At 36.8% G+C, this 22,497-nt stretch carries 19 protein-coding genes; 14 read left to right on the forward strand and 5 right to left on the reverse strand.

Going from position 1 to position 22,497, the window contains the following annotated elements; translation table 11 throughout:
• The first annotated feature begins 3 nt into the window (after positions 1 to 3).
• From glmS to BXY58_RS08315, 10 genes are all read left to right on the forward strand, one after another.
• Positions 4 to 1,857 (forward strand): glutamine--fructose-6-phosphate transaminase (isomerizing), encoded by a 1,854-nt coding sequence (gene glmS, locus BXY58_RS08270; protein ID WP_120213392.1) that lies wholly within the window; start codon positions 4 to 6, stop codon positions 1,855 to 1,857.
• A gap of 106 nt (positions 1,858 to 1,963) precedes the next feature.
• Positions 1,964 to 3,394 (forward strand): T9SS ring complex lipoprotein PorK/GldK, encoded by a 1,431-nt coding sequence (gene porK / locus BXY58_RS08275; RefSeq protein ID WP_120213393.1) that lies wholly within the window; start codon positions 1,964 to 1,966, stop codon positions 3,392 to 3,394.
• Positions 3,395 to 3,437: 43 nt separating this feature from the next.
• Complete coding sequence (gene porL / locus BXY58_RS08280) at positions 3,438 to 4,115, forward strand: type IX secretion system motor protein PorL/GldL (protein WP_120213394.1); 678 nt, start codon at positions 3,438 to 3,440, stop codon at positions 4,113 to 4,115.
• A gap of 47 nt (positions 4,116 to 4,162) precedes the next feature.
• Positions 4,163 to 5,731 carry a type IX secretion system motor protein PorM/GldM gene (porM, locus tag BXY58_RS08285; RefSeq protein WP_120213395.1) on the forward strand — a complete coding sequence of 523 codons (1,569 nt, stop codon included), beginning with the start codon at positions 4,163 to 4,165 and terminating at the stop codon, positions 5,729 to 5,731.
• 46 nt (positions 5,732 to 5,777) lie between these two features.
• A complete protein-coding gene (porN, locus tag BXY58_RS08290) occupies positions 5,778 to 6,995 on the forward strand; it encodes a type IX secretion system ring subunit PorN/GldN (protein ID WP_120213396.1) in 1,218 nt (405 codons plus the stop codon).
• A 56-nt stretch (positions 6,996 to 7,051) separates the two neighbouring features.
• Complete coding sequence (locus BXY58_RS08295) at positions 7,052 to 8,083, forward strand: NAD(P)/FAD-dependent oxidoreductase (RefSeq protein ID WP_120213397.1); 1,032 nt, start codon at positions 7,052 to 7,054, stop codon at positions 8,081 to 8,083.
• A gap of 79 nt (positions 8,084 to 8,162) precedes the next feature.
• Positions 8,163 to 8,876: a phosphoadenylyl-sulfate reductase gene (locus BXY58_RS08300; RefSeq protein WP_120213398.1), complete on the forward strand. Its 714-nt coding sequence runs from the start codon at positions 8,163 to 8,165 to the stop codon at positions 8,874 to 8,876.
• A gap of 151 nt (positions 8,877 to 9,027) precedes the next feature.
• The gene (cysD, locus tag BXY58_RS08305; RefSeq protein WP_120213399.1) at positions 9,028 to 9,936 is read left to right on the forward strand and encodes a sulfate adenylyltransferase subunit CysD; all 909 of its coding nucleotides are present in this window, start codon (positions 9,028 to 9,030) and stop codon (positions 9,934 to 9,936) included.
• 83 nt (positions 9,937 to 10,019) lie between these two features.
• A complete protein-coding gene (locus tag BXY58_RS08310; protein ID WP_120213400.1) occupies positions 10,020 to 11,258 on the forward strand; it encodes a sulfate adenylyltransferase subunit 1 in 1,239 nt (412 codons plus the stop codon).
• Positions 11,259 to 11,276: 18 nt separating this feature from the next.
• Positions 11,277 to 12,563 (forward strand): TSUP family transporter, encoded by a 1,287-nt coding sequence (locus BXY58_RS08315; RefSeq protein WP_120213401.1) that lies wholly within the window; start codon positions 11,277 to 11,279, stop codon positions 12,561 to 12,563.
• A gap of 135 nt (positions 12,564 to 12,698) precedes the next feature.
• Here the strand turns inward: BXY58_RS08315 and BXY58_RS08320 are convergent, their stop codons facing one another.
• From BXY58_RS08320 to BXY58_RS08330, 3 genes are all read right to left on the reverse strand, one after another.
• Entirely contained in the window at positions 12,699 to 13,214 is a 516-nt protein-coding gene (locus BXY58_RS08320) for a hypothetical protein (protein WP_120213402.1), read from the reverse strand.
• 81 nt (positions 13,215 to 13,295) lie between these two features.
• Positions 13,296 to 15,569: a TonB-dependent siderophore receptor gene (locus tag BXY58_RS08325; protein ID WP_120213403.1), complete on the reverse strand. Its 2,274-nt coding sequence runs from the start codon at positions 15,567 to 15,569 to the stop codon at positions 13,296 to 13,298.
• Between the two features lie 143 nt (positions 15,570 to 15,712).
• A complete protein-coding gene (locus tag BXY58_RS08330; protein ID WP_120213404.1) occupies positions 15,713 to 17,605 on the reverse strand; it encodes an ABC-F family ATP-binding cassette domain-containing protein in 1,893 nt (630 codons plus the stop codon).
• Between the two features lie 277 nt (positions 17,606 to 17,882).
• On the opposite strand from BXY58_RS08330, the gene BXY58_RS08335 reads away from it, so the two are divergent.
• The gene (locus BXY58_RS08335) at positions 17,883 to 18,707 is read left to right on the forward strand and encodes a carboxypeptidase-like regulatory domain-containing protein (RefSeq protein WP_120213405.1); all 825 of its coding nucleotides are present in this window, start codon (positions 17,883 to 17,885) and stop codon (positions 18,705 to 18,707) included.
• A 39-nt stretch (positions 18,708 to 18,746) separates the two neighbouring features.
• Entirely contained in the window at positions 18,747 to 19,526 is a 780-nt protein-coding gene (locus tag BXY58_RS08340) for an alpha/beta fold hydrolase (RefSeq protein ID WP_120213406.1), read from the forward strand.
• A 113-nt stretch (positions 19,527 to 19,639) separates the two neighbouring features.
• Here BXY58_RS08340 and BXY58_RS08345 read toward each other — a convergent pair whose 3' ends face one another.
• The gene (locus BXY58_RS08345) at positions 19,640 to 20,500 is read right to left on the reverse strand and encodes a GH25 family lysozyme (protein WP_120213608.1); all 861 of its coding nucleotides are present in this window, start codon (positions 20,498 to 20,500) and stop codon (positions 19,640 to 19,642) included.
• Positions 20,501 to 20,633: 133 nt separating this feature from the next.
• On the opposite strand from BXY58_RS08345, the gene BXY58_RS08350 reads away from it, so the two are divergent.
• Positions 20,634 to 21,014 carry a hypothetical protein gene (locus BXY58_RS08350; RefSeq protein ID WP_120213407.1) on the forward strand — a complete coding sequence of 127 codons (381 nt, stop codon included), beginning with the start codon at positions 20,634 to 20,636 and terminating at the stop codon, positions 21,012 to 21,014.
• Positions 21,015 to 21,146: 132 nt separating this feature from the next.
• Positions 21,147 to 21,785 (forward strand): LolA family protein, encoded by a 639-nt coding sequence (locus BXY58_RS08355; protein WP_120213408.1) that lies wholly within the window; start codon positions 21,147 to 21,149, stop codon positions 21,783 to 21,785.
• A gap of 119 nt (positions 21,786 to 21,904) precedes the next feature.
• Here BXY58_RS08355 and BXY58_RS08360 read toward each other — a convergent pair whose 3' ends face one another.
• Positions 21,905 to 22,489 (reverse strand): DUF3109 family protein, encoded by a 585-nt coding sequence (locus tag BXY58_RS08360; RefSeq protein WP_120213409.1) that lies wholly within the window; start codon positions 22,487 to 22,489, stop codon positions 21,905 to 21,907.
• Positions 22,490 to 22,497: the final 8 nt, after the last annotated feature.

Consider the following 22,497-nt stretch of genomic DNA (forward strand, 5'->3'; position numbering starts at 1 on the left):
ACTATGTGTGGAATCGTTGGATATACAGGTTTTAGAGATGCGTATGATGTTGTAATTAATGGATTACGTCGTCTGGAATATCGTGGTTATGATAGTGCTGGGATTATTTTAGAATCTCAAAATGGTGATTTAGAAGTTAAAAAGACTAAAGGTAAGGTTGATGATTTGGTCGCTATTTCCAAAGGTCTGAAGGAAACTTCCAAATTAGGAATGGGACACACAAGATGGGCAACTCACGGGGTGCCAAGTGATAGTAACTCTCATCCTCACATTTCAAACAATGGGAAAATAGCAATTGTACATAATGGTATTATAGAAAATTATGATACGATTAAAACAATGCTTATCAATAAAGATTACGAATTCAAATCAGAAACAGATACAGAGGTTTTGGTTAATCTTATTCAGTATTTTATGGATAAGGAACCAACTTTAGATTTCTCAGAAGCCGTAAGATATGCTTTGAATGAAGTATATGGTGCTTATGCGATTTCTGTTATGCATGATGATTTCCCAGGACAATTGGTTGTTGCAAGATTAGGTTCTCCCTTAGCAGTAGGTATTGGCGATAACGAATATTTTGTTGCATCAGATGCTTCGCCGTTTGTAGAATTTACAAAAGAAGCAGTTTATCTGGAAGAAGGACATATGGCAACCATTTCTCTTGATTCGGGAATTGATATCAGAACTATAAAGGAAAACGCTAAGATTGAACCTGCAATTCAGGAATTAAGGCTGAATCTTGAGCAGATAGAGAAGGGTGGATATGAGCATTTCATGTTAAAAGAAATTTTCGAACAGCCAAAATCTATTCTTGATACGATGAGAGGTCGTCTTCTTGTTAATGAAGGGATTATCAAAATGGCGGGAATTTGGGATCACTTGGATAGACTCACTAATGCTGAAAGAATTATCATCATTGCCTGCGGTACGTCTTGGCACGCAGGATTGATTGGTGAATATTTGATCGAAGAGTTTGCAAGAGTTCCGGTTGAAGTAGAATATGCATCAGAATTCAGATATAGAAATCCAATTATCAGTTCAAAAGATGTTGTCATAGCAATTTCCCAATCAGGTGAGACTGCTGATACAATGGCAGCCATCAAATTAGCAAAGGAAAAAGGCGCCTTTGTCTATGGAATATGTAATGTTGTAGATTCTTCTATAGCTAGATATACAGATGCTGGTTCTTATACACACGCGGGACCAGAGATTGGTGTCGCTTCTACAAAAGCTTTTACTGCTCAGTTAACCATATTATCATTAATCGCTATCAAATTGGGTAATCATAATGGTAACCTAGGAAAAGCTGATTTTATGAGATTAATTACAGAATTAGATGCTATCCCTAAAAAAGTAGAAGATGTTCTTGATTCTGTAGATGAAACTGTTAAGACGATTGCTGCGAACTTTGTAGATGCAACTAACTTTTTATATTTAGGCAGAGGTTATAATTTCCCTGCTGCGCTGGAGGGTGCTCTTAAGCTTAAAGAGATTTCATACATCCACGCAGAAGGTTATCCGGCTGCAGAGATGAAGCACGGGCCTATTGCTTTGATCGATGAAAATATGCCGATTGTTATCATTGCTCCAAAAGTAGGACATTATGATAAGATCGTTAGCAACGTTCAGGAGATCAAAGCTAGAAAAGGAAAAGTGATAGCTATTGTTAATAAAGGGGATACGCAAGTTTCTGCAATGGCGGATTATATCATAGAAATTCCTGAGACTTCGGAATGTTTTTCGCCGATCTTGGCTTCTATACCATTACAGTTACTATCATACTATATCGCAGTCGCAAGAGGAGCTAATGTTGATCAGCCTAGAAACCTTGCAAAATCAGTAACAGTTGAATAATTTTGTGGTTTGTGAAATATTCTTTAACAAATTACGTTTTGATTTAAAATTAATAATTATTCATAAAAAAAATTATATATTTACCGCTTAATTTCTTTAAAATAGGATGAAAAGGATATTACTTATATTATTGTCAGCGTCGGTTGTAATCTCTTGCTCCGGTGGAGGTGGAGGAAAAGGGATAACGGGTAATCCTGGTATCAAAGGAGAGCTTGTCCCAAGAGGATCGTCGAAATCATTTGTTGCAGAAAGACCTTACGGGATGGTTCCAATTCCTGGAGGATCTTTTGTAATGGGTATGGCAGATCAGGATTTTGCTAGTACACCGGAAAAAGCAATGCCTAAAACAGTAACCGTATCTTCCTTTTTTATGGATGAAACCGAAGTTACAAACGCAGAATATAGAGTTTTTATCAATGCTGTTAGAGATTCAATTGCCAGAGGATTATTGGCTGAAGCTGCTGGAGAAGGCGGTGGCGGTGAAGAAGGTGGTAACGGAGGATCTATTGCCGACTACGCTTACGCATCCAAGAAAACAGGTGACGAAGCTACACCTTACCAAAAATTTTTGGAATCCCAGGGTGGAAGAGATGGTTATGACGAGTCTAAAAAATTAGACAAAAAAGTACCGTTAACTTACAATACTTCTGCTTATCCTGATGAGAAATATGCTGAAGTTTTGGAATCAATGTACTTACCGGCTGAGAAAAGAATCAATAATGAAAGAATTATTGACTGGTCAAAAATTAAGTACAACTATCAATGGGAAGATGTTGCTAGTGCTGTAAAAGATAAAGATAGAGGGACAAAATATCTTAAAAAAGAAAGTATTGCTGTTTATCCGGATACAACCGTTTGGGTAAAAGATTTTAACTATGCTTATAATGAGCCATTATTTGACCAATATTTTTGGCATAATGCTTACAAAGAATATCCTGTTGTTGGTGTAACTTGGGATCAGGCAAGAGCTTATTGTGATTTCAAGACTAAAATCAAAACTGATTACAACAATAGTCTTAAAAAGAAAAAGCAAAAGGCCATGAGATTCCGCCTTCCGACAGAATCTGAGTGGGAATATGCTGCGAAAGGAGGAATCCAAAATGCAACATACCCATGGGGTGGACCTTATCTACAGGACGACAGGGGATGCTATTTGGCAAACTTCAAACCTAAAAGAGGTACTTATATCGAAGACGAGAAAAAAGGAACATATACTTATACAGCGCCTGTGAAAAAATTCCCAAAGAACGGATACGGTTTGTATGATATGGCAGGTAACGTTGCCGAGTGGACAGAATCACCTTACAACAACTCAACGTACGAATTTTCTTCAACGCTTAATCCATATTTGTCTAACCAGGCTTACAGAGAAGTTAAGAAAACTGTAAGAGGTGGATCTTGGAAAGATGTTGGTTATCTATTGATGACAGGATATAGAGATTGGGAAAGAAAAGACTCAGCCAGAAGCTACATTGGATTTAGAACAATCCAGGATATTCCGGCTGGCGCAGGAAAATTTAAAAGAACTACAAAATAACAAACAACATTAACTAACTATTACTAACTAAAAATTCAAAAAAATGTTTAAAACTAAAGAATCAATAACAAATTTTGTTTATTCATTTGGTGCGGCTATCGTAATCTTAGGAGCTTTATTTAAGATGACTCACTGGCATATTGGACCTATTACAGGTAACGTTGCTCTTGCTGCGGGTTTGATTACAGAAGCTGTAATCTTCTTATTCTTCGCATTTGATCCACCTGCAAAAGAGGAGCACTATGCCTGGGAAAATGTTTATCCAGAATTGTTAGATGAGTCTGCTGAGAGACAACCAAGAAAAGTTGTTGCTAAAGTAGAAAATAAAGAATTGGAAGTTTCATTATCTGATAAGCTTGACAAGATGTTGGCTGATGCCAAATTAGATGTTAGCTTATTCGAAAGATTAAGAGGTGGAATTGACAAATTCTCTTCTTCTGTAGACCAAATCAACCAAACTGTTGATGTTTCTGCTTCTACACACAAGTATAACGAACAATTGAATTTGGCTGCTTCTCATCTTGAAAGTATGAATGCACTATACGCACTTCAATTGGAGCAAGGACAAAAGCAATCAGAATTCAGCAAAAAATATGTTGAAGATATTCAGAAATCTGCAGCACAATCCGAAAAATTCAATGAGGAATTACAAGGTTTAACTTCTAATCTTAACAGCCTTAACAGAGTTTATGGTGGTATGCTTAGCGCAATGAAGTCTTAATCACTATCATTTTAATTTATTGTTTAATTTAAATTTATTTTATTAAAATGGCAGGAGGTAAACAGACACCACGTCAGAAGATGATTAACCTGATGTATCTGGTTTTCATCGCGATGCTAGCGATGCAGATTGACCAGGAAATCATCAGATCATATAAAGATACAAATCAGTCATTAACTGATACAAGACTTACAGTTCAAGACAAGAATGATAAGATCTTCAAAAAGACTTTGGAGGCAAAAGCGGCTTCTTCTCCGGAAACTTACGGCCCGTTGTTAGAACAATATAAAGGCCTTGAGGTAAAAACCAACGAGTTGGTCAACTTTATTGAAGACCTTAAAACCAAAATGAGTACCGAAGCTGAGTATAATCCTACTTTGGCGGTAGAAGAAAGTTTTACTGCTCTTAACAATACTGAGCCGGCTACTAGTAATTTCTTTAAAGATGGTGATGAAAAAAATCCATCTAAAACAGCTACCGATCTTCAAGCAAAGATTAATGGCTTAAGAGATTTTATTGTAAGTACTTTTGGAGCTAATCCTCAACTGAAAGATGTTGCCGACAGAGCTAAGAAAACACTCGTAGCTGATTTTCCAAAAGGTGATAAAAGAGCAAATAAAGGTTGGATCCAATATAAATTTTATAACCAGCCGTTAGTTGCTGCACTTTCAAATTTGGAAGTGATCCAGTCAGAGGCTAGAAACTTGCAGTCAGATGCAATCACTTCTATGCTTCAGGAAAAAGTAGATGCTGATATCAAATTTGATGCTTATGAAGCTTTGGTTTCTGGGCCTAGTTCAGTTATGAAAGGTGAACCTGCTCAGATCAAAGTTGCGATTGGAACGTTTGCAAGTTCTGTTCCGGGTCTGTCAATTACTGGGGCTCAGGTTGTAAATGGACAAGGGGTTATCACTCCTAACACAGGATCTACAGGTACTCAAGAATTTAAAGGAACGATTACATTCAAAGATAAAAACGGAAAAGATCATTCACTGCCGTATGCTCATACACTTAATGTAGTTTCTGGTTCAGAAGCGCTTAAAGAGCAAAGTGGTGCAATTTTAGCAGCGGATAAGATGAACGTGCTTTACAGAGGTCTTGCTAACCCGGTTTCAGGATCAATCTTAGGAGCAGATCTTAGTGCAACTACTTTATCTGCAGCTGGCGCATCTGTAAGTGGAAGCAGTGGAAAATGGAATGTAACACCAGGTGCAGGTAACGAGGTTACACTTACCATTGCCGGAAAATCCCCAAGTGGAAAGCCAATTTCTCAACCGTTCAAATTTAGAATTAAAAATATTCCTCCACCAAGAGGAGAGATCAGAGGTAAGAGTTATGATGTTATGCCTGCCAATATGATTTCAAAGCAAACTTTAACGGCAACGCTTAAAGATTTTGATTTCCCAGTATCGTTTAACGTTGTAAGTTTCAAAGTTAAAGTTCCTGGAAAAGCAGTAATGACAGTAAATGGAAACTCTTTGGCTCCAGTTGAACCTTTAACAAAAGGCTTGAGATCTGGAGATAACATAGCAATCTTTGATGTTCAGGCAACTGCACAAGGATTAAGTGGTGTCGTACTTCCTAATATTAGTGGAGTTGTTATTAGTGCACTATAATTAAAAAACAGTTTTATCTGATTGATTTTATATTTCAATACTTATTATGAAAAAGATTATATATAGTTTAATTTGTCTTTCCTCAACAATGACTTTTGGGCAAAATAGCATTCTTAATGCTAATTCTCCCCAGACATTCAGAGAAGATCGTGAGATTAAGAAAGATAGTATTACACCTCTTAAATATGGATTTATCGAAGATAAAGACATCTTGAGAAGTATGGTTGTATGGGAGATTATTGATATGAATGATAAAATCAATCAGCCTTTTTATCATAATTCTGACGGTTTGGTTTCTCAGAATAAATCTCTTTATCAGGTTTTATTAGATGCTGTTAATTCTGGTAAAATCAAGGAAGTTTATTCTGGCGATGATTTCACTACCAGACTCACTCCTGAAGGTATCGCTGCCGCAACATCTGTTCCTATGGTCGATAATTACTTTACAGAAGTAATGAATGCTAATAAGATCGAAGATGCAGAGGCTCAGAGACTTTTGAAGTATTTTACTTCAGTGAAAGGAACAGGAAATAAACAGGTAGATGGTATGTTTATGAAATATTCTACAAGACTCTCTGATGTTTTGGAATATAACGGAGCTGCTCAGCCTGCTGCTACTGAAGAAACTGTTACCACAGGTAAAGGCAAAAAGAAAAAAACTGTCAAAAAAACAACCAAAGCACCTTCTATTGAACCCGGTACAATGCTTGTAAACTTGGACGGTTCTTGGTACAAAATCAAGAAAAGTGACATTGAAGCTAATGTTGGATTTTCTGAAACCAAAACAGAAAAGGTTAAAGCGCTTAAGTTGATGGGAATGTGGTATGTTGATAAGAGAGATACTCAATTAAGATACAGACTGCTCGGAATTGCAGCTATGGGTGAAGATCCCAATGCAGCGATTCTGAAAGCTGAAAGAGCACAACAAATGCAAGAATCCGGAGCTCCGGTTGATCCTTCTATTTTGAATGAGGCAGGTGATTTAATTGATCTTTTCTGGATATATTACCCAGATGCTAGACAAGTTCTAAGCAGCAATTATATCTTCAATGCGAAGAACTCTACGTCTGATATTACATTTGATGACGTTCTTAATGCAAGAAGATTTTCTGCAATCATTTACAAGTCAGATAATGGTATGGGAAGAGGCGGAAGCGGAATTATTGATGAATATATCCCAAATGATGCTGAAGGTCAGTTGGAAGAAAGTGACAGAATCAAAGCACAGATTCTTCAAATGGAAAATGATATGTGGAATTACTAATATTTCTCATAGTCCAAATAAAAAAACCTGAGTATCTTTACTCAGGTTTTTATTTTATGGAAAAGGTAGATTACATCATCGTTGGCGCTGGATATGCGGGAGTTTTTTTCGCCCATCAATTGATTAAAGAAAAGAAATCTTTCAAGATTTTTTATGATGAGAATATCTCCGCTTCCCAGATTTCTGCAGGTGTCTGCAATCCTGTTATTCTGAAACGATTCAATACGTTTTGGAAGTCTCAGGAACAAATCAACTATCTGGAAGTCATCTTCAAAGAAATAGAAACTTACACTTCAAGGAATTACTTGATTAATGAAAATGTTGTTCGAATCTTCCACAATGATTCCGAGAAGGTACAATGGATCAAGAATTCTCAGAAAGAAGATTTGAAATCTTACCTTGATCCTGATTTTATAAAATTGAAGTCTGTCGAAAATCCTTTCGAAGCTGGAAAAGTCAATCAATCTTGCAGAATTGATGTTTCTAATTTCTTTATTGATTTGTTGAATTATTTAGAAAACAATAATTATTTAGTCAAAGAAAAATTTGATCATCAGTTAATTGATACGACCAACAATTCATATAAAAATATTGAGTTCAAGAATCTTATTTTCTGCGAAGGCATTGCAAGCAACACTAATCCATTTTTTAGTCATATTCCAATTCAACCCAACAAAGGACATTGCTTGAAAGTTAGATTGAGTGAAGTTCCAGACTCTTACACTATCAAGAAAAAACATTTCTTATTTCGTCTTCACAATGATGATTATTACTACGGTGGAACTTATGACCGTTTTGATATGACTAATAATATTAATGATGAATCTGTCGAAGAATTAAAATCAGGACTTCAGGAGATTTATAACAATGACTTTGAAATTCAGGATATCAATGTAGCCTTTCGTGCAACGGTTGCAGACAGAAGACCAATTTTAGGAAAACATCAAGAGCATCAAAATTTCTATATCTTTAATGGATTAGGAGCAAGAGGAGTTTACAACGGAAGTTATTTTTCTAAAGTACTGTTTGATTTTATAGAGAATAATATGAATCTCGAACCCGAGATTGATGTTAAAAGATTCTATTGATTTTTTAACGTATTTTAAATTATACTAATTTGGTCAAAATTGAATGAATTATTACATTTGTACCTGATTACATTGAATGATGGACAACGATTTAAAAGAAACCTTTCAAAAACTGCTTGACCAGAATATAAAACAGAAATCGATAGAAGAAGTTCTGGAGATTCTAGTACAAAATTTTCCCGATCAAGTTTGCTTTTCAACAAGCTTTAGTTTCGAAGATCAGGTTATCACAGACTTCGTCAAAAATTCTGATATTAAAGTTTTCACGTTGGACACAGGTCGATTGTTCGAAGATACTTACAACACTTGGAATTTAACCAAATCTAAATACAAGTTACCTATCAAAGCCTATTATCCAAATCCAGGAGAGTTAGAACCATTTATTCAGGACAATGGTCCCGATTCATTTTACAGGTCTGTAGAGAACAGGAAAACGTGTTGTGATATAAGAAAAGTTCATCCGTTGAAAAGAGCTTTGAAAGGCAACAAAATCTGGATTACGGGCCTCAGAGCAGAACATTCAGTCGCAAGAGAAAATCTTTCTCAATTCGAATGGGATGAGTCCAACCAAATCATCAAATATCATCCAATCCTTTTCTGGACAACGGAACAGGTGAGAGATTACATCAAAAAAAATAATATTCCGTACAATGTTTTGCACGATAAAGGTTTCGTCAGCATTGGCTGCGCTCCTTGTACAAGAGCAATTCAACCGGGTGAAGATTTTCGGGCCGGTCGTTGGTGGTGGGAAGATGCTAGTAAAAAAGAATGTGGACTTCACGTTCACAAATAACAAATCAAATAGTTATAAAAATAAATATAGTCTAATTGTTAAATATTTTTGAATAGATAATCTTGCTGAGTGAAACGTCTTTGCGAACCTTAAAATATTTTCAATTAGATAAAAAAAACTTTGCGCTCTTTGCGTTTAAAAAAATAAAAAAATGTCAAAATATCATTTGGATTATCTGGAGCAGTTAGAATCCGAAGCCATTCATATTTTCAGGGAAGTTGCGGGTCAGTTTGAACGTCCAGCATTGCTTTTCAGTGGCGGAAAAGACAGTATCACGCTCGTTCATCTAGCGCTGAAAGCTTTCCGCCCGGGGAAATTTCCGTTTCCTTTGGTTCACATCGATACAGGTCATAACTTTCCCGAAGTTCTGGAATATCGAGATAAACTTGCGGAACAAATCGGCGAAAAACTCATCGTCAGAAAAGTCGAAGACACCATCCGAGAAAAAGGTTTGAGAGAGCCAAAAGGCAAGTTGCCAAGCAGAAATGCCTTGCAGACTTTCACCTTGCTGGACACGGTAGAAGAATTCGAATTCGACTGTTGCATCGGGGGTGGAAGACGCGATGAGGAAAAAGCCAGAGCCAAAGAAAGAATTTTCTCCGTTCGCGATGATTTTGGACAATGGGACCCGAAACTTCAACGCCCCGAACTTTGGAATACTTACAACGGAAAAATCCATAAGGGCGAGCAAGTACGTGCATTCCCAATCAGCAACTGGACGGAATTGGACGTTTGGAATTACATTCTCAAAGAAAATATACAATTACCTTCGATTTATTTCTCGCACGAACGTGAAGTTCTCAATTTCGATAACCAATTCATTGCAATGAACGAGTTTGTGAATCTTGATGAAAACGATGTTGTGACCACAGAAAAAGTCCGCTACAGAACGGTTGGCGATATGACTTGCACCGCAGCGGTTTTATCAGAAGCCAACAATTTGGAACAAGTAATTGCCGAAATCATCACCACAAAAACCAGTGAACGAGGCGAAACCAGAATAGACGACAGAACTTCGGAAGCCGCAATGGAAGATAGAAAGAAAGCCGGATATTTCTAAAACTAGTTGTTAGTTTTTAATTATGAGTTAATAGTGAAATTATAACTCATAACTAATTACTTTATAACTCATAACTAAAAACAATGGACATATTAAGATTTATAACTGCAGGAAGTGTAGACGACGGAAAAAGTACACTGATAGGCAGATTATTATACGATAGCAAAAACATTCTGATAGACCAATTGGAAGCTGTTGAACGCGCCAGTAAATTCAAAAATGACGGAACGATTGATTTGGCTTTGCTGACAGACGGTTTGAGAGCCGAACGTGAGCAGGGAATTACAATTGATGTTGCTTATAAATATTTCTCAACTCCGAAACGTAAATTCATCATTGCTGATGCGCCGGGTCACGTTCAGTACACCCGAAATATGATTACCGGCGCAAGCAACGCTGCTTTAATCATAATTCTGATTGATGCCAGAAACGGAATCATAGAACAAACCAAAAGACATTCTATCATTGCATCATTACTCAATATTCCAAATGTTGTGGTTGCGATTAACAAGTTGGATTTGGTTGGATATTCGGAAGAGATTTTCAATAATATCAAAGAAGAATATTCCAAAATGGCAGAACAGCTGTCTTTGAATAATGTCGTTTATATTCCAATTTCGGCTTTAAACGGAGACAATATCGTGGATAAATCTGAAAACCTGAATTGGTACGACGGAAAAACTTTATTGGATTATCTGGAGTCTGTTGAATTAGAAAACACCATCAATCTGGATAAAGCGAGATTTCCTGTTCAGTACGTGATTCGTCCCCAGACAGAAGAACTCCACGATTATCGTGGCTATGCTGGAAAAATAACCAGTGGAATTTACAAAGTCGGAGATTCGGTGACGATTTTACCTTCCGGAACCGAAAGTAAGATTTCAGCGATTGAAATCAATCAGGAAAAAATAGAAGAAGCTTTTGCGCCTCAAAGTGTGGTTTTGCATTTGGAAGATGATGTAGATGTCAGCCGTGGCGATTTGATTGTAAAGTCAGATGACCTTCCCAAAGTAGAGCAGGAATTGGAAGTTCTCGTTTGCTGGATGGGCGACAAACCTTTGAAATCCGGTTCAAAATATCTGATTCAAAATAATACGACGCAAGTCAAAACGGTCATCAAAGAAATTGACTATAAACTCGATGTCAATACTTTGGAAAAACAAGAAGTTGAGCAAGTTTCCCTTAACGAAATTGTAAAATTAAAATTGAAAACCGCAAAACCTTTGGCTTATGATTCTTACAAAGATTTGGCTTCCAATGGCGGAATTATCTTTATCGACGAGACAAGTTTTGTAACAGTTGGTGCAGGATTGATTCAGTAATTTTAAATAAGACAGACTTTGACATCAAAAATTTCACTTCCGGTTTTCATCAATGCATCGACTAACAGAATCCTGATTGTCGGCGGTAGAAAATTAGCGTCGGAACAGCTCAATGATTTGATGCAGAATATTCCGGATGCGAATATCAGCGTTCTTGCCAAGAGACTTTCTGATGATATCAAAAACCTGTTGCTGGAAAATACGTCTGTCAGGATTATTAACGAGGATTTTGATGATTCATATTTAGAAATTGCAGATTTGTTTATTGTGGCGACAGAAGATCCAGCCCAAGACCAATTAATCATCACTAAAATCAAAGAGAGGAAGAATTTATATTTCGCTCCGAGTCTTCCTTCAGATAACGATTTTTTCTTTCGAGGGAATAATGATTCGCAAGAGAGAAAATCTCTTTTCATCATTAATGGCGAAAAGAAATGGCGAAGAATTGCAACCATATTTTTCTGGGCATTCGTCGTTTTGTTGATTGGAAATATAGTCTCGTTTTATATAGGATTCAATGATTTGGAAGTTGCTTATCATTACCTTAATTACAATACGGATGAAAGATTTTTCTGGCTGTTTTTAGTTGGATTTTTGGCACAATTAATTGATGGCGCTTTGGGAATGGGCTATGGCGTGACTTGTACAGCGGCATTGTTGTATATCGGGATTCCTTTGCCAGCAATCAGTAGCAGTATTCATACAGCAGAGATGTTTTCAAGCGGTGCTTCGGGATTCAGCCATTACAAATTCGGGAATATTAATAAAAAATTATTCAGGAATATTTTGATTCCGGGTGTCATCGGAGCGGTTTTGGGCGCATTGTTATTATCTTATTTTGGGGAAAAATATTCCGGAATTATCAAACCGATTTTAGCCACCTACACCTTCATTCTTGGAATAAGAATTTTGTTTAATGCATTTAAGAAAAATAAAAAACGTAAAAAGACGAAGAGAGTCGGCTGGTTAGCTGGTGCAGGAGGTTTCCTGGATTCTTTCGGCGGTGGCGGTTGGGGACCGTTGGTAACTTCCACTTTAATCTCGAAAGGTAAAACTCCACGTTATATCATCGGAACTGTTAGCTTGACTGAGTTTTTTGTAACATTTGCCAGCGCATTGACATTCTTTTCCGTCATTGGCATCAGCCATTGGCAATTGATCGCCGCTTTGATTCTTGGTGGTGTTTTGGCAGCGCCAATTGCAGCGAAATTAGCTGGAAAATTGCCGCTTAAAGCAATGTTTATCGGTGTTGGATTAATGGTCATTATCTGGAGCCTGAATGTTTTGCTTAAAACTATAACGTGATTTAACTCCGAATAAACATTAAATTATCCTAATTATGCATTCAATCTATCCAAGCTAAAATTGTAAAATAAAGGCTTCAACCAAAATTTAGCTGAAGCCGGGAATATTGACTTTGTGCATTCATTATTATAAATTTTACAGGAACGTCAACAGCAAGGCAATCACCAATCCAATAGCCGTGAACACCATTCCTCGCTTGAAGATTTTGGATTTCGGCGGAAACATCCAGAAACTTGATATTACAAAGAAAAACAATGATATCCCAAAAAAAGTATTGAGCGGAGATAGCGCATCTTTGGATTGGGACTTATGAAGCTTCGTCATTTTGTCCAGAACAAAAGGCAATTCTTTCTTCTTATATTTGGCTTCACCGGTTTTGATGTTGTAAGTTCCCTGTTTGAAATACATCACATCCCCTTCGGTTTTCTCAACCTCAAAACCTTTGATTTTAATTTCCTTACCCAGTTTTTTCTCATCCAGGTTGGATTCAAATTTCTTTTCATAACTCTTTTCTTTTTTTAGAAAATCGGTGTCTCTGTAAACGAGAAGGACGCCGCTGATAGCATAAACCATCATAATTCCCGCCAGAAAATAGCCGAGATAGCGGTGTGTGATTCTCATAAAAGTTTTTGTGTTCCTGATTTTATCCATTTTTATTTGTTTTATTAATCTGAAAAGTGGAGACAAATGTATGACTCCACTTCTATTATTAGAAATTTGATTTGATGTTTTTTACAATTTATAGGTCAAAGTCACATAAACGTTTCTCGGCATAATCGGGTTGACGGAATAGTTCTCGTGTACGGTATAATTCAATACGTTGAACGCATTGCCTAATTTTCCTTGAAGTAGGAATTTTTTATACTGATAAGCGATACTGAAATCAACCTGAGTAAAATCTGTCAACGGAATCATTCTGTCCGTCTTCTGATTACCGTTCGCATCTTTCTGGTTATTCCATCCACCGTATCTGCTGCCTGTATAGAATGCAGTAGCTCCAATTTTCAATCCTTTAACATACCTGTCAAATGTATAAAATACTGATGCATTGGCAGTGTTAAGTGGTGTTCTTACAATTCTTTCGCCTTCTATGAAACTGTTAAGGGTATTTGGAGTATCCAAATATGTCATATGATTATAAGAATAACCTGCAATGATTGATAAATTGGCTAAAGGATTCCCGGTAATATCCAATTCCACACCACGGCTTCTGGTTTTTCCAGTCAGTTCTTTTATATTGGTATTTGTGTTGACATTACCTTGGTCATTAAACGGTGCAGTCTGTGCCAGGTTACTGTTGTCAATTTGATAAGCTGTAGCATTGAACGCAATAGTATTGGCAAATAAATTCTTCTTGAATCCAATTTCCCATTGATCTACAATAGATGCATCAAGAGCTTTTAGGTTAACGTCAGTTCCTGTATTTGGTGTAAATGAGTTTGTATAACTTGCAAACGTCATAAAAGTATCATTCCACTGGTAAACTAATCCTAACCTTGGTGAAAGCGCATTTTGGCTTGACTTTCCTTTTTCTCCGCTTTTCCCATAAGCAACGGATGTTATACCTGGTCCTGAGAACTCATAATTTGTGATGATTGGATTGATGTTCTCCAGATATGACCATCTAATACCAGCCAGAACTTTTAATTTTTCTGTAACAGAAATTAAATCCTGAATGTAAACGCCAACTCTTCTTGTAGGTGTTCTTGTCAAATCTTTCTTAGAAGTTGCAGGTTCGTAGCCACTACTCCAGGAATTTTCATCATTGAGACTGATATTTCCTGTAGTATTATTACCATTGGTTCCGTACACTATAGAAGTTTTAGCCCAGCTCCCATCTTGCTTCTGAAAATAATAACTATAGCTGTCTGATTGAAGATAATCCGCATCGGCACCAAAAAGCAGTTTATGTTTTACTTTTCCGGTACTAAATTCACCATTCAAGTTGGCCTGAACAGAGCCATAATTCTGTTCGTTATAAGTTCTTGTCAGATTTCTGTTCCAAAGGTAAGAACCGTTGTTGGGTTGAAACTCCCACTGCATTCTTTCATTTCCGAAAAAATCTTTGGTGTAATTCTGATAAGAACCGACAACATTCAGGTTCCAGTTAGTATTGATCTGATGATTTAGAGTAACTGTGCTTGTAGCCATCTGCGTATTCTGATATTGAAAATCAGAACCTGGATTTTTACGAATGTCAATTAAATCATTAATAACAGATCTTGATGTATTTTTATCCAAAACCAATGTACCCACACCAAAATCCGGCGTGAAATAATTTTTGAGATAATCACCCTCAACAATTAATTGCGTTTTATCGGATATATTGAAAAGAAAGCTTGGATTGAAATAGTATTTTTGAGAAGTCACATTATCGCGGAAACTGCCTTTATCTTCAAAAGCGCCATTCACGCGGAAAGCAGAACTTTTTGACAAAGCGTCATAAAAATCCAAAGTGGTTTTGTAATTATCCCAACTTCCTGCGCTCAAGGCAATACTTCCACCTTGGTTAAAAAGCGGTTTTTTAGTCACCATATTTAGGATGCCACCGGGAGCTACATTGCCGTAAAGAATGGCTGCACCACCTTTCAGCACTTCTACACGCTCCATCCCGGAAACTTCTGGGAAGATCCCGCTATTGACACGGGAACCATTTTTATAAATATTTTCAGCTCCGAATATATAACCTCTTGCACCAAAGCTGTCCTGAGAACCGCCTCTTGCAGAGGTAATGTACATTCCATTGACATTCCTGATCACATCCGAAAGCTGCTGGGCCTGCTGTTGTTCAATAATTTCGTGAGTAACAATTGCAGTAGCCTGTGGATTTTCCATCACATCCAGGTTGGACTTTGTAGTGAAAACCTTTGCACGGTTCGGATTTCCTGCTTTATGAAGTTTGACATCCTCTATGGTTCTTACATTCAAAGAATCAGTTTTTGCCTCTTGAGCGTAACCAAAAACAGATAGTGTGATAAGACCTATAGCAACAGCATTTCTTTTCATAGTTTATTTAGAATATTTAAAAACAGTGCAAAAGTATGGAAAGTGTTAATACTTCCCAATATTATTTTAAATAATTCTAAATAAACCTAATGTTATTGTTTTAAAGCGTTGACTATTAGTATTATAAATTATTCTGATTTTTATCAGTTCAATAGTTCTTGTAATTCAAGCCAGCGCATTTCGTATTCTTCCAGTTTTTCAGAAAGCGATTCTAGATCTGCGGATAACTTGGAAATTTTCACATAATCGCTTTCATTGTTGAGTTGTTCCAGGATTTTACTTCGCTGTGTTTCCAGTTCTGGCATTTCCTTTTCAATCGTTTCCAGCTCACGCTGTTCCTTGAATGAAAGTTTTTTCTTAGTTGACGATTGTTGATTGATGGCTGTTGGTTTCTCTTCTTTTGCAATAGAAACAGCAAATTCTTGATTCTTGTCTTTTGATTCCTGAGACTTTTTGCTTTCTCTATATTCCGAAAAATTCCCGACAAAATCCTTAATTTTTCCGTCACCTTCAAAAGCTAAAACGTGATCCACAATACGGTCCATAAAATAACGGTCGTGCGAAACGATAATCAGACTGCCTTGGAAGTTCTGAAGAAAATTTTCCAAAACCGTTAGCGTTGGCAGGTCCAAATCATTCGTGGGCTCATCAAAAATCAAAAAGTTCGGATTCTGATACAGCACATACATTAGGTGCAGACGTCTTTTTTCACCTCCCGAAAGTTTAGATATCGGTGAATATTGCGTTTGGTCATCAAATAAAAATAACCTCAAAAACTGCGAAGCTGAAATGGTTTTTCCGTTGGCTAATGGAAAATTTTCAGAAATTTCTTTGATGAAATCAATCACGCGTTCATCGTCCTTATAAGCTAAACCTTTCTGAGAAAAGTATCCAAATTTTATGGTTTCTCCGGTTTCAATCTCGCCAGAATCTTTAGGCTCAAAACCTTGGATGATATTCAGCAATGTCGATTTTCCGGCACCGTTTTTTCCCACAATCCCGATTTTTTCTCCTCGTTGGAAAGAATAAGAAAAGTCTTTCAGCAAAACATTATTCCCGAATTTTTTATTGATGTCTTTCAGTTCCAGAATTTTATTGCCGAGACGTTTCATTTCGAAATCCAGTTCCAGACCTTCTTTTCTCGTATCGGTTTTGGCAACTTTTTCGGTTTCGTAAAAGGCATCGATTCTGGATTTGGATTTGGTAGTTCTCGCTTTCGGTTGGCGTCGCATCCATTCCAATTCTTTTCTGTAAAGATTGTTGGCTTTGTCAATCGTTGCATTCAGATTATCTTCTCGAATCATTTTATTTTCGAGATAAGTCGCATAAGAACCGTTGTGAACGTAGAGATTTTTGTCCTCCATTTCCCAAATGATATCACAAACCGAATCCAAAAAATAACGGTCATGCGTCACTAAAAGTAATGTGATTTTCGCTTTGCTAAGATAATTTTCCAGCCATTCCACCATTTCCACATCGAGGTGGTTGGTTGGCTCATCCATAATCAGAAGCGTGTGGCGGTGTTCCGCCCGGGTTTCTGTCAGGAGTTTGGCGAGCGCAACTCTTTTGATTTGACCTCCGGAAAGTGTTCCCATTTTCAGTGTCAGGTCGGCAATTTTCAGTTGAGAGAGAATCTGCTTCATCTCGTTTTCCAAGTCCCAAGCTTTCTGGATTTCCATTTCGGCAATTGCCTTTTCCATTTCATCCGGATTGTTGGAAATCAAAGAATGATGGTATTGTTTCAAAGCTAAAATCGGTGGCGAGTTGAGCGTCATCATAAATTCCTCAATCGAGAGATTGGAGTCGAACTCAATTTCCTGGTCGAACAAAACCACCTGAATATCTTTGTTAATGACAACATTTCCGCTATCGGCAATCTCTTTTCCCATCAGGATTTTCAGAAGTGTGGATTTTCCGCTGCCGTTTTTGGCCACGATGGCAATCTTGTCGCCCTCATTCACATTAAAATTGATATTTTGAAACAAGACTTTGACGCCGTACGATTTGGTAAGATTTTCTGCAGAAACGTAATTCATTATTCGTTGGTTGCTGGAAGTTAGATGTTGAAAGTTTTTCAGCAGCGAAAGTACGAAATTGAAAATTTAATTATTGTAAAGAAATGACTTGTCATTAATTGTAATAAAAATATCGAGAATGTTTGCTTTAATTCTTTTTAATTTATTTCAATAATGGTTTATTGTTCCGAATCGGTGTTTTTTATTGGAAGATATTGATATGTATTTAATCATATTTACAGTTTTGATGAGATATTCGTAATGAAAAAATTAAGATATTTGCGCTTAAATTAAACCTATGAAAACATTCAGCTTTCTCGCAGCATTTTTTATTTCGGTAATTTCTCAGGCTCAACTCATCTCCGGAACTGTCTTGTCAAAGGGCGATAACCAGCCGATTCCTTATGCTAAAATTGGAATCCTGAACAGTAATTTCGGAACTCAGGCCGATGAAAACGGAAAATTTCAGATTCAGCTGGATCAAGTTTCTAAAGACAAAGAACTGTTGGTGGCTGTCGCAGGTTACAAGCAATTCCGAAGTTCTGTTAGTGATTTTGCAAAACAAAATCCGCACAATATTTATCTTTACGAGAAAGTGACCAGCATTCAGGAAGTGGTTCTGGTGCCTAAAAATTATAAGGATAAAAATCTGGGCGTTAACAGCAAATCCAAATCGATGATGTTTACGCCTAATATGGAAAAGGGGAATGATGTGGTGGAAGAAACGGCAGTGGAATTCAGTTCCAATAAAAGAGTGAAAATCAACAAAATCAATATGAATTTTTCCAGATTCGAAACGACGACGCCCATCAAAGTGCGCTACACTATTTATGACGAAAAAGATGGCAAACCGAATAATCTGGTTCTTGACAAAGATATTATTGCGACGATTGGTAAAGATAATTTGGTGGATGATACGTTTTCGGTTGACGTGAGCAACGAGAGAATTTGGCTTCAGGGGAAATTTTTCGTTGGAATCCAATTCATTGGGAAATCGAACGGGAAGGTGGCGTTGAGCGGCGCATTGTTCAGAGCTGGTTATTACCGCTCGTTTTATGGCAATTGGGAAAAAATCGGAATGGCGGCGCCGGCGATTAATATCGATGTAAAAGTTCAGAAATAGGCTGAATTGTTTTACATTTGATTCATCAATTCCATTAAAATGAAAAAGTTTTTCGCACTGTTCTGCCTTTGTATTTTTATGATGTCATTGGCTCAAAATTCTCCATTCGGAAATAATGCAGAAGCCGGAAAAGTCCTTCATCTCAAAGATGCCGATATCTATTACGAAGTTTACGGAAATGGACAGCCACTCTTTTTACTGCACGGCAACGACGGGAGTATTGATGCTTTTTCTAAAGAGATTCCGGAACTTTCCAAATACTTTACTGTTGTGGCAATGGATACTCGTGCACAGGGAAAAAGTACAGATACATCCACGGAACCCTTGACCTACAGGAAATTTGCGGACGATGTCAAAGCTTTGGCTGATAAATTAAAAATGAAGAAAATTAATATTCTGGGTTGGAGTGACGGTGGCAATACAGCAATTGAATTTGCCATCAAATATCCGAAGAATGTCAACAAAATCATCACGAGTGGCGCCAATGTTTTTCCGAATGGTGTTGGCGAAAATGAAGTGGAAAATATGAAAAAAGACGCTGCAAAAATGCGTGCCGAGAATAAAGCTGAACGTGATATCAGATTGCTTCAATTGATGATTGATGAACCTAAAATCACGAAAGAACAACTTAACAAAATAAGAGCGAAAGCGTTAATTGTCGCAGGAGAAAATGATTTGATTCTCCGTTCGCACACCGAATACATTGCAAAGGAAATTCCGAATTCTAAATTGAAAATTTACAAAGGCGCATCTCACGGCGTTCCTGTTGAAAGAGCGGAGGAGTTGAGTAAGGATGTGATTGAATTTATTAAACAGTAATATTTATTTAATAAAAATTGAAACATTTTGACTCCGCTCATCATGACATTGCTAATATTCGATGTCTGATTATCATTCTGAGCGAAGTCGAAGACTTTTGAATAGAAATTAATCTAATCAATCGTCAGCATTTTCAGGGACCAAAGATTTCCATTATAAATATCCAAATCAACTTTAGAATTAATGCCATAAACAATACCGTTTTCTGAAAATTGCCAGAATTGCCATTCATCATCTGGTGAAGGCGTCGGAACATCATTGTAATTGGCTAACCAGAGCGGATAATCATCAAATTCGCCTTTCAGATAATCCTTGTAATAATGATAGTAAGTGTAGATAATCGGTTTTTCGCCGTACGTGTCTTCCATTATTTTTATCCAGACTTTGAGGTCAGAAATCAATTGTTCTTTAGTCTTTTTTCTGGGATTTTTCTCGATGTCAAGAATTGGAGGAAGGTCGCCGGATTCCAGTTTCGCCACTGATAGAAACGAATTGGCCTGCATCACGGGATCTTCATCCGGACGATAAAAATGATAAGCGCCACGAATCAGGTTGTGTTGTTTGGCAGTTTCCCAGAAGTGATCAAAGTTTTTGTCCAGCTTCCGGTTTCCCATACTTGCTCTCAGAACCACGAATTTCAAAGGAATGGTTCTGTTGCCGATACTCAAACTGTCCCATTGGATATCTTCTTTTCTTTGGTAATGAGAAATATCAAAACCAAAAGTCTGATTCGCATAAAGTCCTGTGATTTTCTCAATTCTTGCCTTCTCTGCTTCGGTATTCGACAATTTTTTGTGTTCGAAGTGTTTTCCGAAATAATAAGCAAAGTAATAATTGATTTTCTGTCTAAGATAAAATCCTGTTCCAAGCAAAGAAATACAAAGTATAATCAAAAGAATCCAACGTTTTTTCATAAAAACGGTTTTCCTTTTCCGATGAATTTTCTTCTTTGTAATGAGATTTGCCTTTGCCATAAGTTTTGCAAAAGTATTATTTTTCATCATCGAAAAGAATGGGAAAATTTATTTTTAAAAATTAAAATATTAATGAATTTTTTGGCTTATTTTATGCTAATATTGTATTGTTAATTTTAAAAACATTCAAACAATGAAAAAAAGAATTTTATCATTAGCAGCAGTAGTTTTGGTAGCTGTAGCAATGAATGCTCAAACTGTAAAACAAGAAGTTAAAAAAGATGCCAAAGCAGTAGGAAATGCTGTTGAGAAAGGTGCAAAAGCTACAGGAGAAGGCGTGGAAGATGCCGCAAAATGGACTGGAAAAACAGTAAAGAAAGGCGCTAAGGCTACCAAAAAAGGTGTAAAACAAGGTGCAAAATGGACTGGTAAAACTGTGAAAAAAGGTGCCAACGTAACCGCTGAAGGTGTAAAAGATGGTGCCGAGTGGACAGGCAAAACTGCCAAGAAAGGCGCAAAAGCTGTAAGCGATACTTATAAAGATGTGAAAGAAGATATCAAGAAAAAAGATTGATCTTTCTGGGAATCATTAAAACAACTTCAGGATTTGAGGTTGTTTTTTTGTAACAAAATGTTCTATTGTGAACTAATGTTAAAAGATAACCTTAATATTTAACTATCTTCGTTGATATAAATTAAAAAATAAATGAAAAAATTGATTTTGACATTTGCTCTTTCTGTTGCGACAGTAGCAAATATCTCTGCCCAGACAGCCAAACAAGTGATTGATAATTATATTACTGCTTTAGGTGGAAAACAAAAATTAGAGTCTGTGAAAACGCTTTCTATGAAAAACACCATCAGTGTTATGGGGATGGAAATGGATGGTAAAACGGTTAAAAAAGATAACAAGTTCAAATCTACTCAAACTATGATGGGCCAGGAAATGGTTCAGATGTTTGACGGTGAAAAAGGTTATGCTAATCAAATGGGGCAAAAGATGGACTTCCCTGCAGACCAGGTTGCAAAACTAAAAGATGCAAAACTGATGGATGCGCTTGGGATGAATCCTGATAAAATGAAAACGGTTGAAAAAAAGCAGGTTGATGGTAAAGACTATATCGTTTTGTCTTCTGATGACAGCAAATATTATTTTGATGCAAAGACCAACTTGCTTTGGAAAACAGAAGGCGATAAAGGAACAATGACGATTTCAAAATATGCCGATGTTGACGGAATTAAATTTGTAGAAGAAATGTCGATTGATGCAGCCGGACAGCAGGTTACTGTAAAAAACTCGGATATCAAAGTCAATCAGCCGGTTTCTGATGACGAATTCAAATAATAGAATTTGAGATAAAATAAAAAAGGATTCAAATTTTTGAATCCTTTTTTTCATGCGATAATTTTTCAGGCAAAGAAAAATATGATTTACAACTTTGACTTGTAATTATACTTTCTCTTTTATGAATTATACTCTTTTTCCCATTCTTCTGCTGCTTCACAAAGTGTTTGGTAGAATTCTTCGCCGTATTTTCTAATGAGTGGTTCTTTCAGGAATTGATAAATTCTCACTTGCAACTCTTTTCCCAAAGTACAGGCATCACTGCAGATGTCCCACTCGTGATAGTTGAGCGCTACGAAAGTTTTATACTCATTCACACGAATCGGATACAGGTGGCAGGAGATTGGCTTTTTCCAATTGACCACACCATCTTCATAAGCTTTCTCAATGCCGCATTTGGTTGTTCCTTTCTCATCAAAAATCACATAAGCACATTCGCTTCCATTAACCAAAGTAGTTACGTAACCGCCATCATAATCATCGATTACCCAAGTTCCCTGCTCTTCGATAGCTTTTACACCTTCCGGTCTCAGATAAGATTTGATTTTCGGAAAAATTTCATCAAGAATTGGCAATTCATCTTTATCAAGTGGTGCGCCTGTATCACCATCTACACAGCAGGCACCTTTACATTTCGTAAGATTGCAGACAAAACTTTCTGCGAAAACATCTTCTGAAATTAATTTATCATCTATTTGAATCATACAACATC

The organism is Epilithonimonas arachidiradicis, from assembly GCF_003610695.1.
In the GTDB taxonomy this organism is placed as follows: domain Bacteria; phylum Bacteroidota; class Bacteroidia; order Flavobacteriales; family Weeksellaceae; genus Epilithonimonas; species Epilithonimonas arachidiradicis.

What these genes read in the sequence shown, in the direction of transcription:
- glmS (WP_120213392.1), top strand. Translation starts at nt 4, where the DNA reads ATGTGTGGAATCGTTGGATATACAGGTTTTAGAGATGCGTATGATGTT.
- porK (WP_120213393.1), top strand. Translation starts at nt 1,964, where the DNA reads ATGAAAAGGATATTACTTATATTATTGTCAGCGTCGGTTGTAATCTCT.
- porL (WP_120213394.1), top strand. Translation starts at nt 3,438, where the DNA reads ATGTTTAAAACTAAAGAATCAATAACAAATTTTGTTTATTCATTTGGT.
- porM (WP_120213395.1), top strand. Translation starts at nt 4,163, where the DNA reads ATGGCAGGAGGTAAACAGACACCACGTCAGAAGATGATTAACCTGATG.
- porN (WP_120213396.1), top strand. Translation starts at nt 5,778, where the DNA reads ATGAAAAAGATTATATATAGTTTAATTTGTCTTTCCTCAACAATGACT.
- BXY58_RS08295 (WP_120213397.1), top strand. Translation starts at nt 7,052, where the DNA reads ATGGAAAAGGTAGATTACATCATCGTTGGCGCTGGATATGCGGGAGTT.
- BXY58_RS08300 (WP_120213398.1), top strand. Translation starts at nt 8,163, where the DNA reads ATGGACAACGATTTAAAAGAAACCTTTCAAAAACTGCTTGACCAGAAT.
- cysD (WP_120213399.1), top strand. Translation starts at nt 9,028, where the DNA reads ATGTCAAAATATCATTTGGATTATCTGGAGCAGTTAGAATCCGAAGCC.
- BXY58_RS08310 (WP_120213400.1), top strand. Translation starts at nt 10,020, where the DNA reads ATGGACATATTAAGATTTATAACTGCAGGAAGTGTAGACGACGGAAAA.
- BXY58_RS08320 (WP_120213402.1), bottom strand. Translation starts at nt 13,214, where the DNA reads ATGGATAAAATCAGGAACACAAAAACTTTTATGAGAATCACACACCGC.
- BXY58_RS08325 (WP_120213403.1), bottom strand. Translation starts at nt 15,569, where the DNA reads ATGAAAAGAAATGCTGTTGCTATAGGTCTTATCACACTATCTGTTTTT.
- BXY58_RS08330 (WP_120213404.1), bottom strand. Translation starts at nt 17,605, where the DNA reads ATGAATTACGTTTCTGCAGAAAATCTTACCAAATCGTACGGCGTCAAA.
- BXY58_RS08335 (WP_120213405.1), top strand. Translation starts at nt 17,883, where the DNA reads ATGAAAACATTCAGCTTTCTCGCAGCATTTTTTATTTCGGTAATTTCT.
- BXY58_RS08340 (WP_120213406.1), top strand. Translation starts at nt 18,747, where the DNA reads ATGAAAAAGTTTTTCGCACTGTTCTGCCTTTGTATTTTTATGATGTCA.
- BXY58_RS08345 (WP_120213608.1), bottom strand. Translation starts at nt 20,500, where the DNA reads ATGGCAAAGGCAAATCTCATTACAAAGAAGAAAATTCATCGGAAAAGG.
- BXY58_RS08350 (WP_120213407.1), top strand. Translation starts at nt 20,634, where the DNA reads ATGAAAAAAAGAATTTTATCATTAGCAGCAGTAGTTTTGGTAGCTGTA.
- BXY58_RS08355 (WP_120213408.1), top strand. Translation starts at nt 21,147, where the DNA reads ATGAAAAAATTGATTTTGACATTTGCTCTTTCTGTTGCGACAGTAGCA.
- BXY58_RS08360 (WP_120213409.1), bottom strand. Translation starts at nt 22,489, where the DNA reads ATGATTCAAATAGATGATAAATTAATTTCAGAAGATGTTTTCGCAGAA.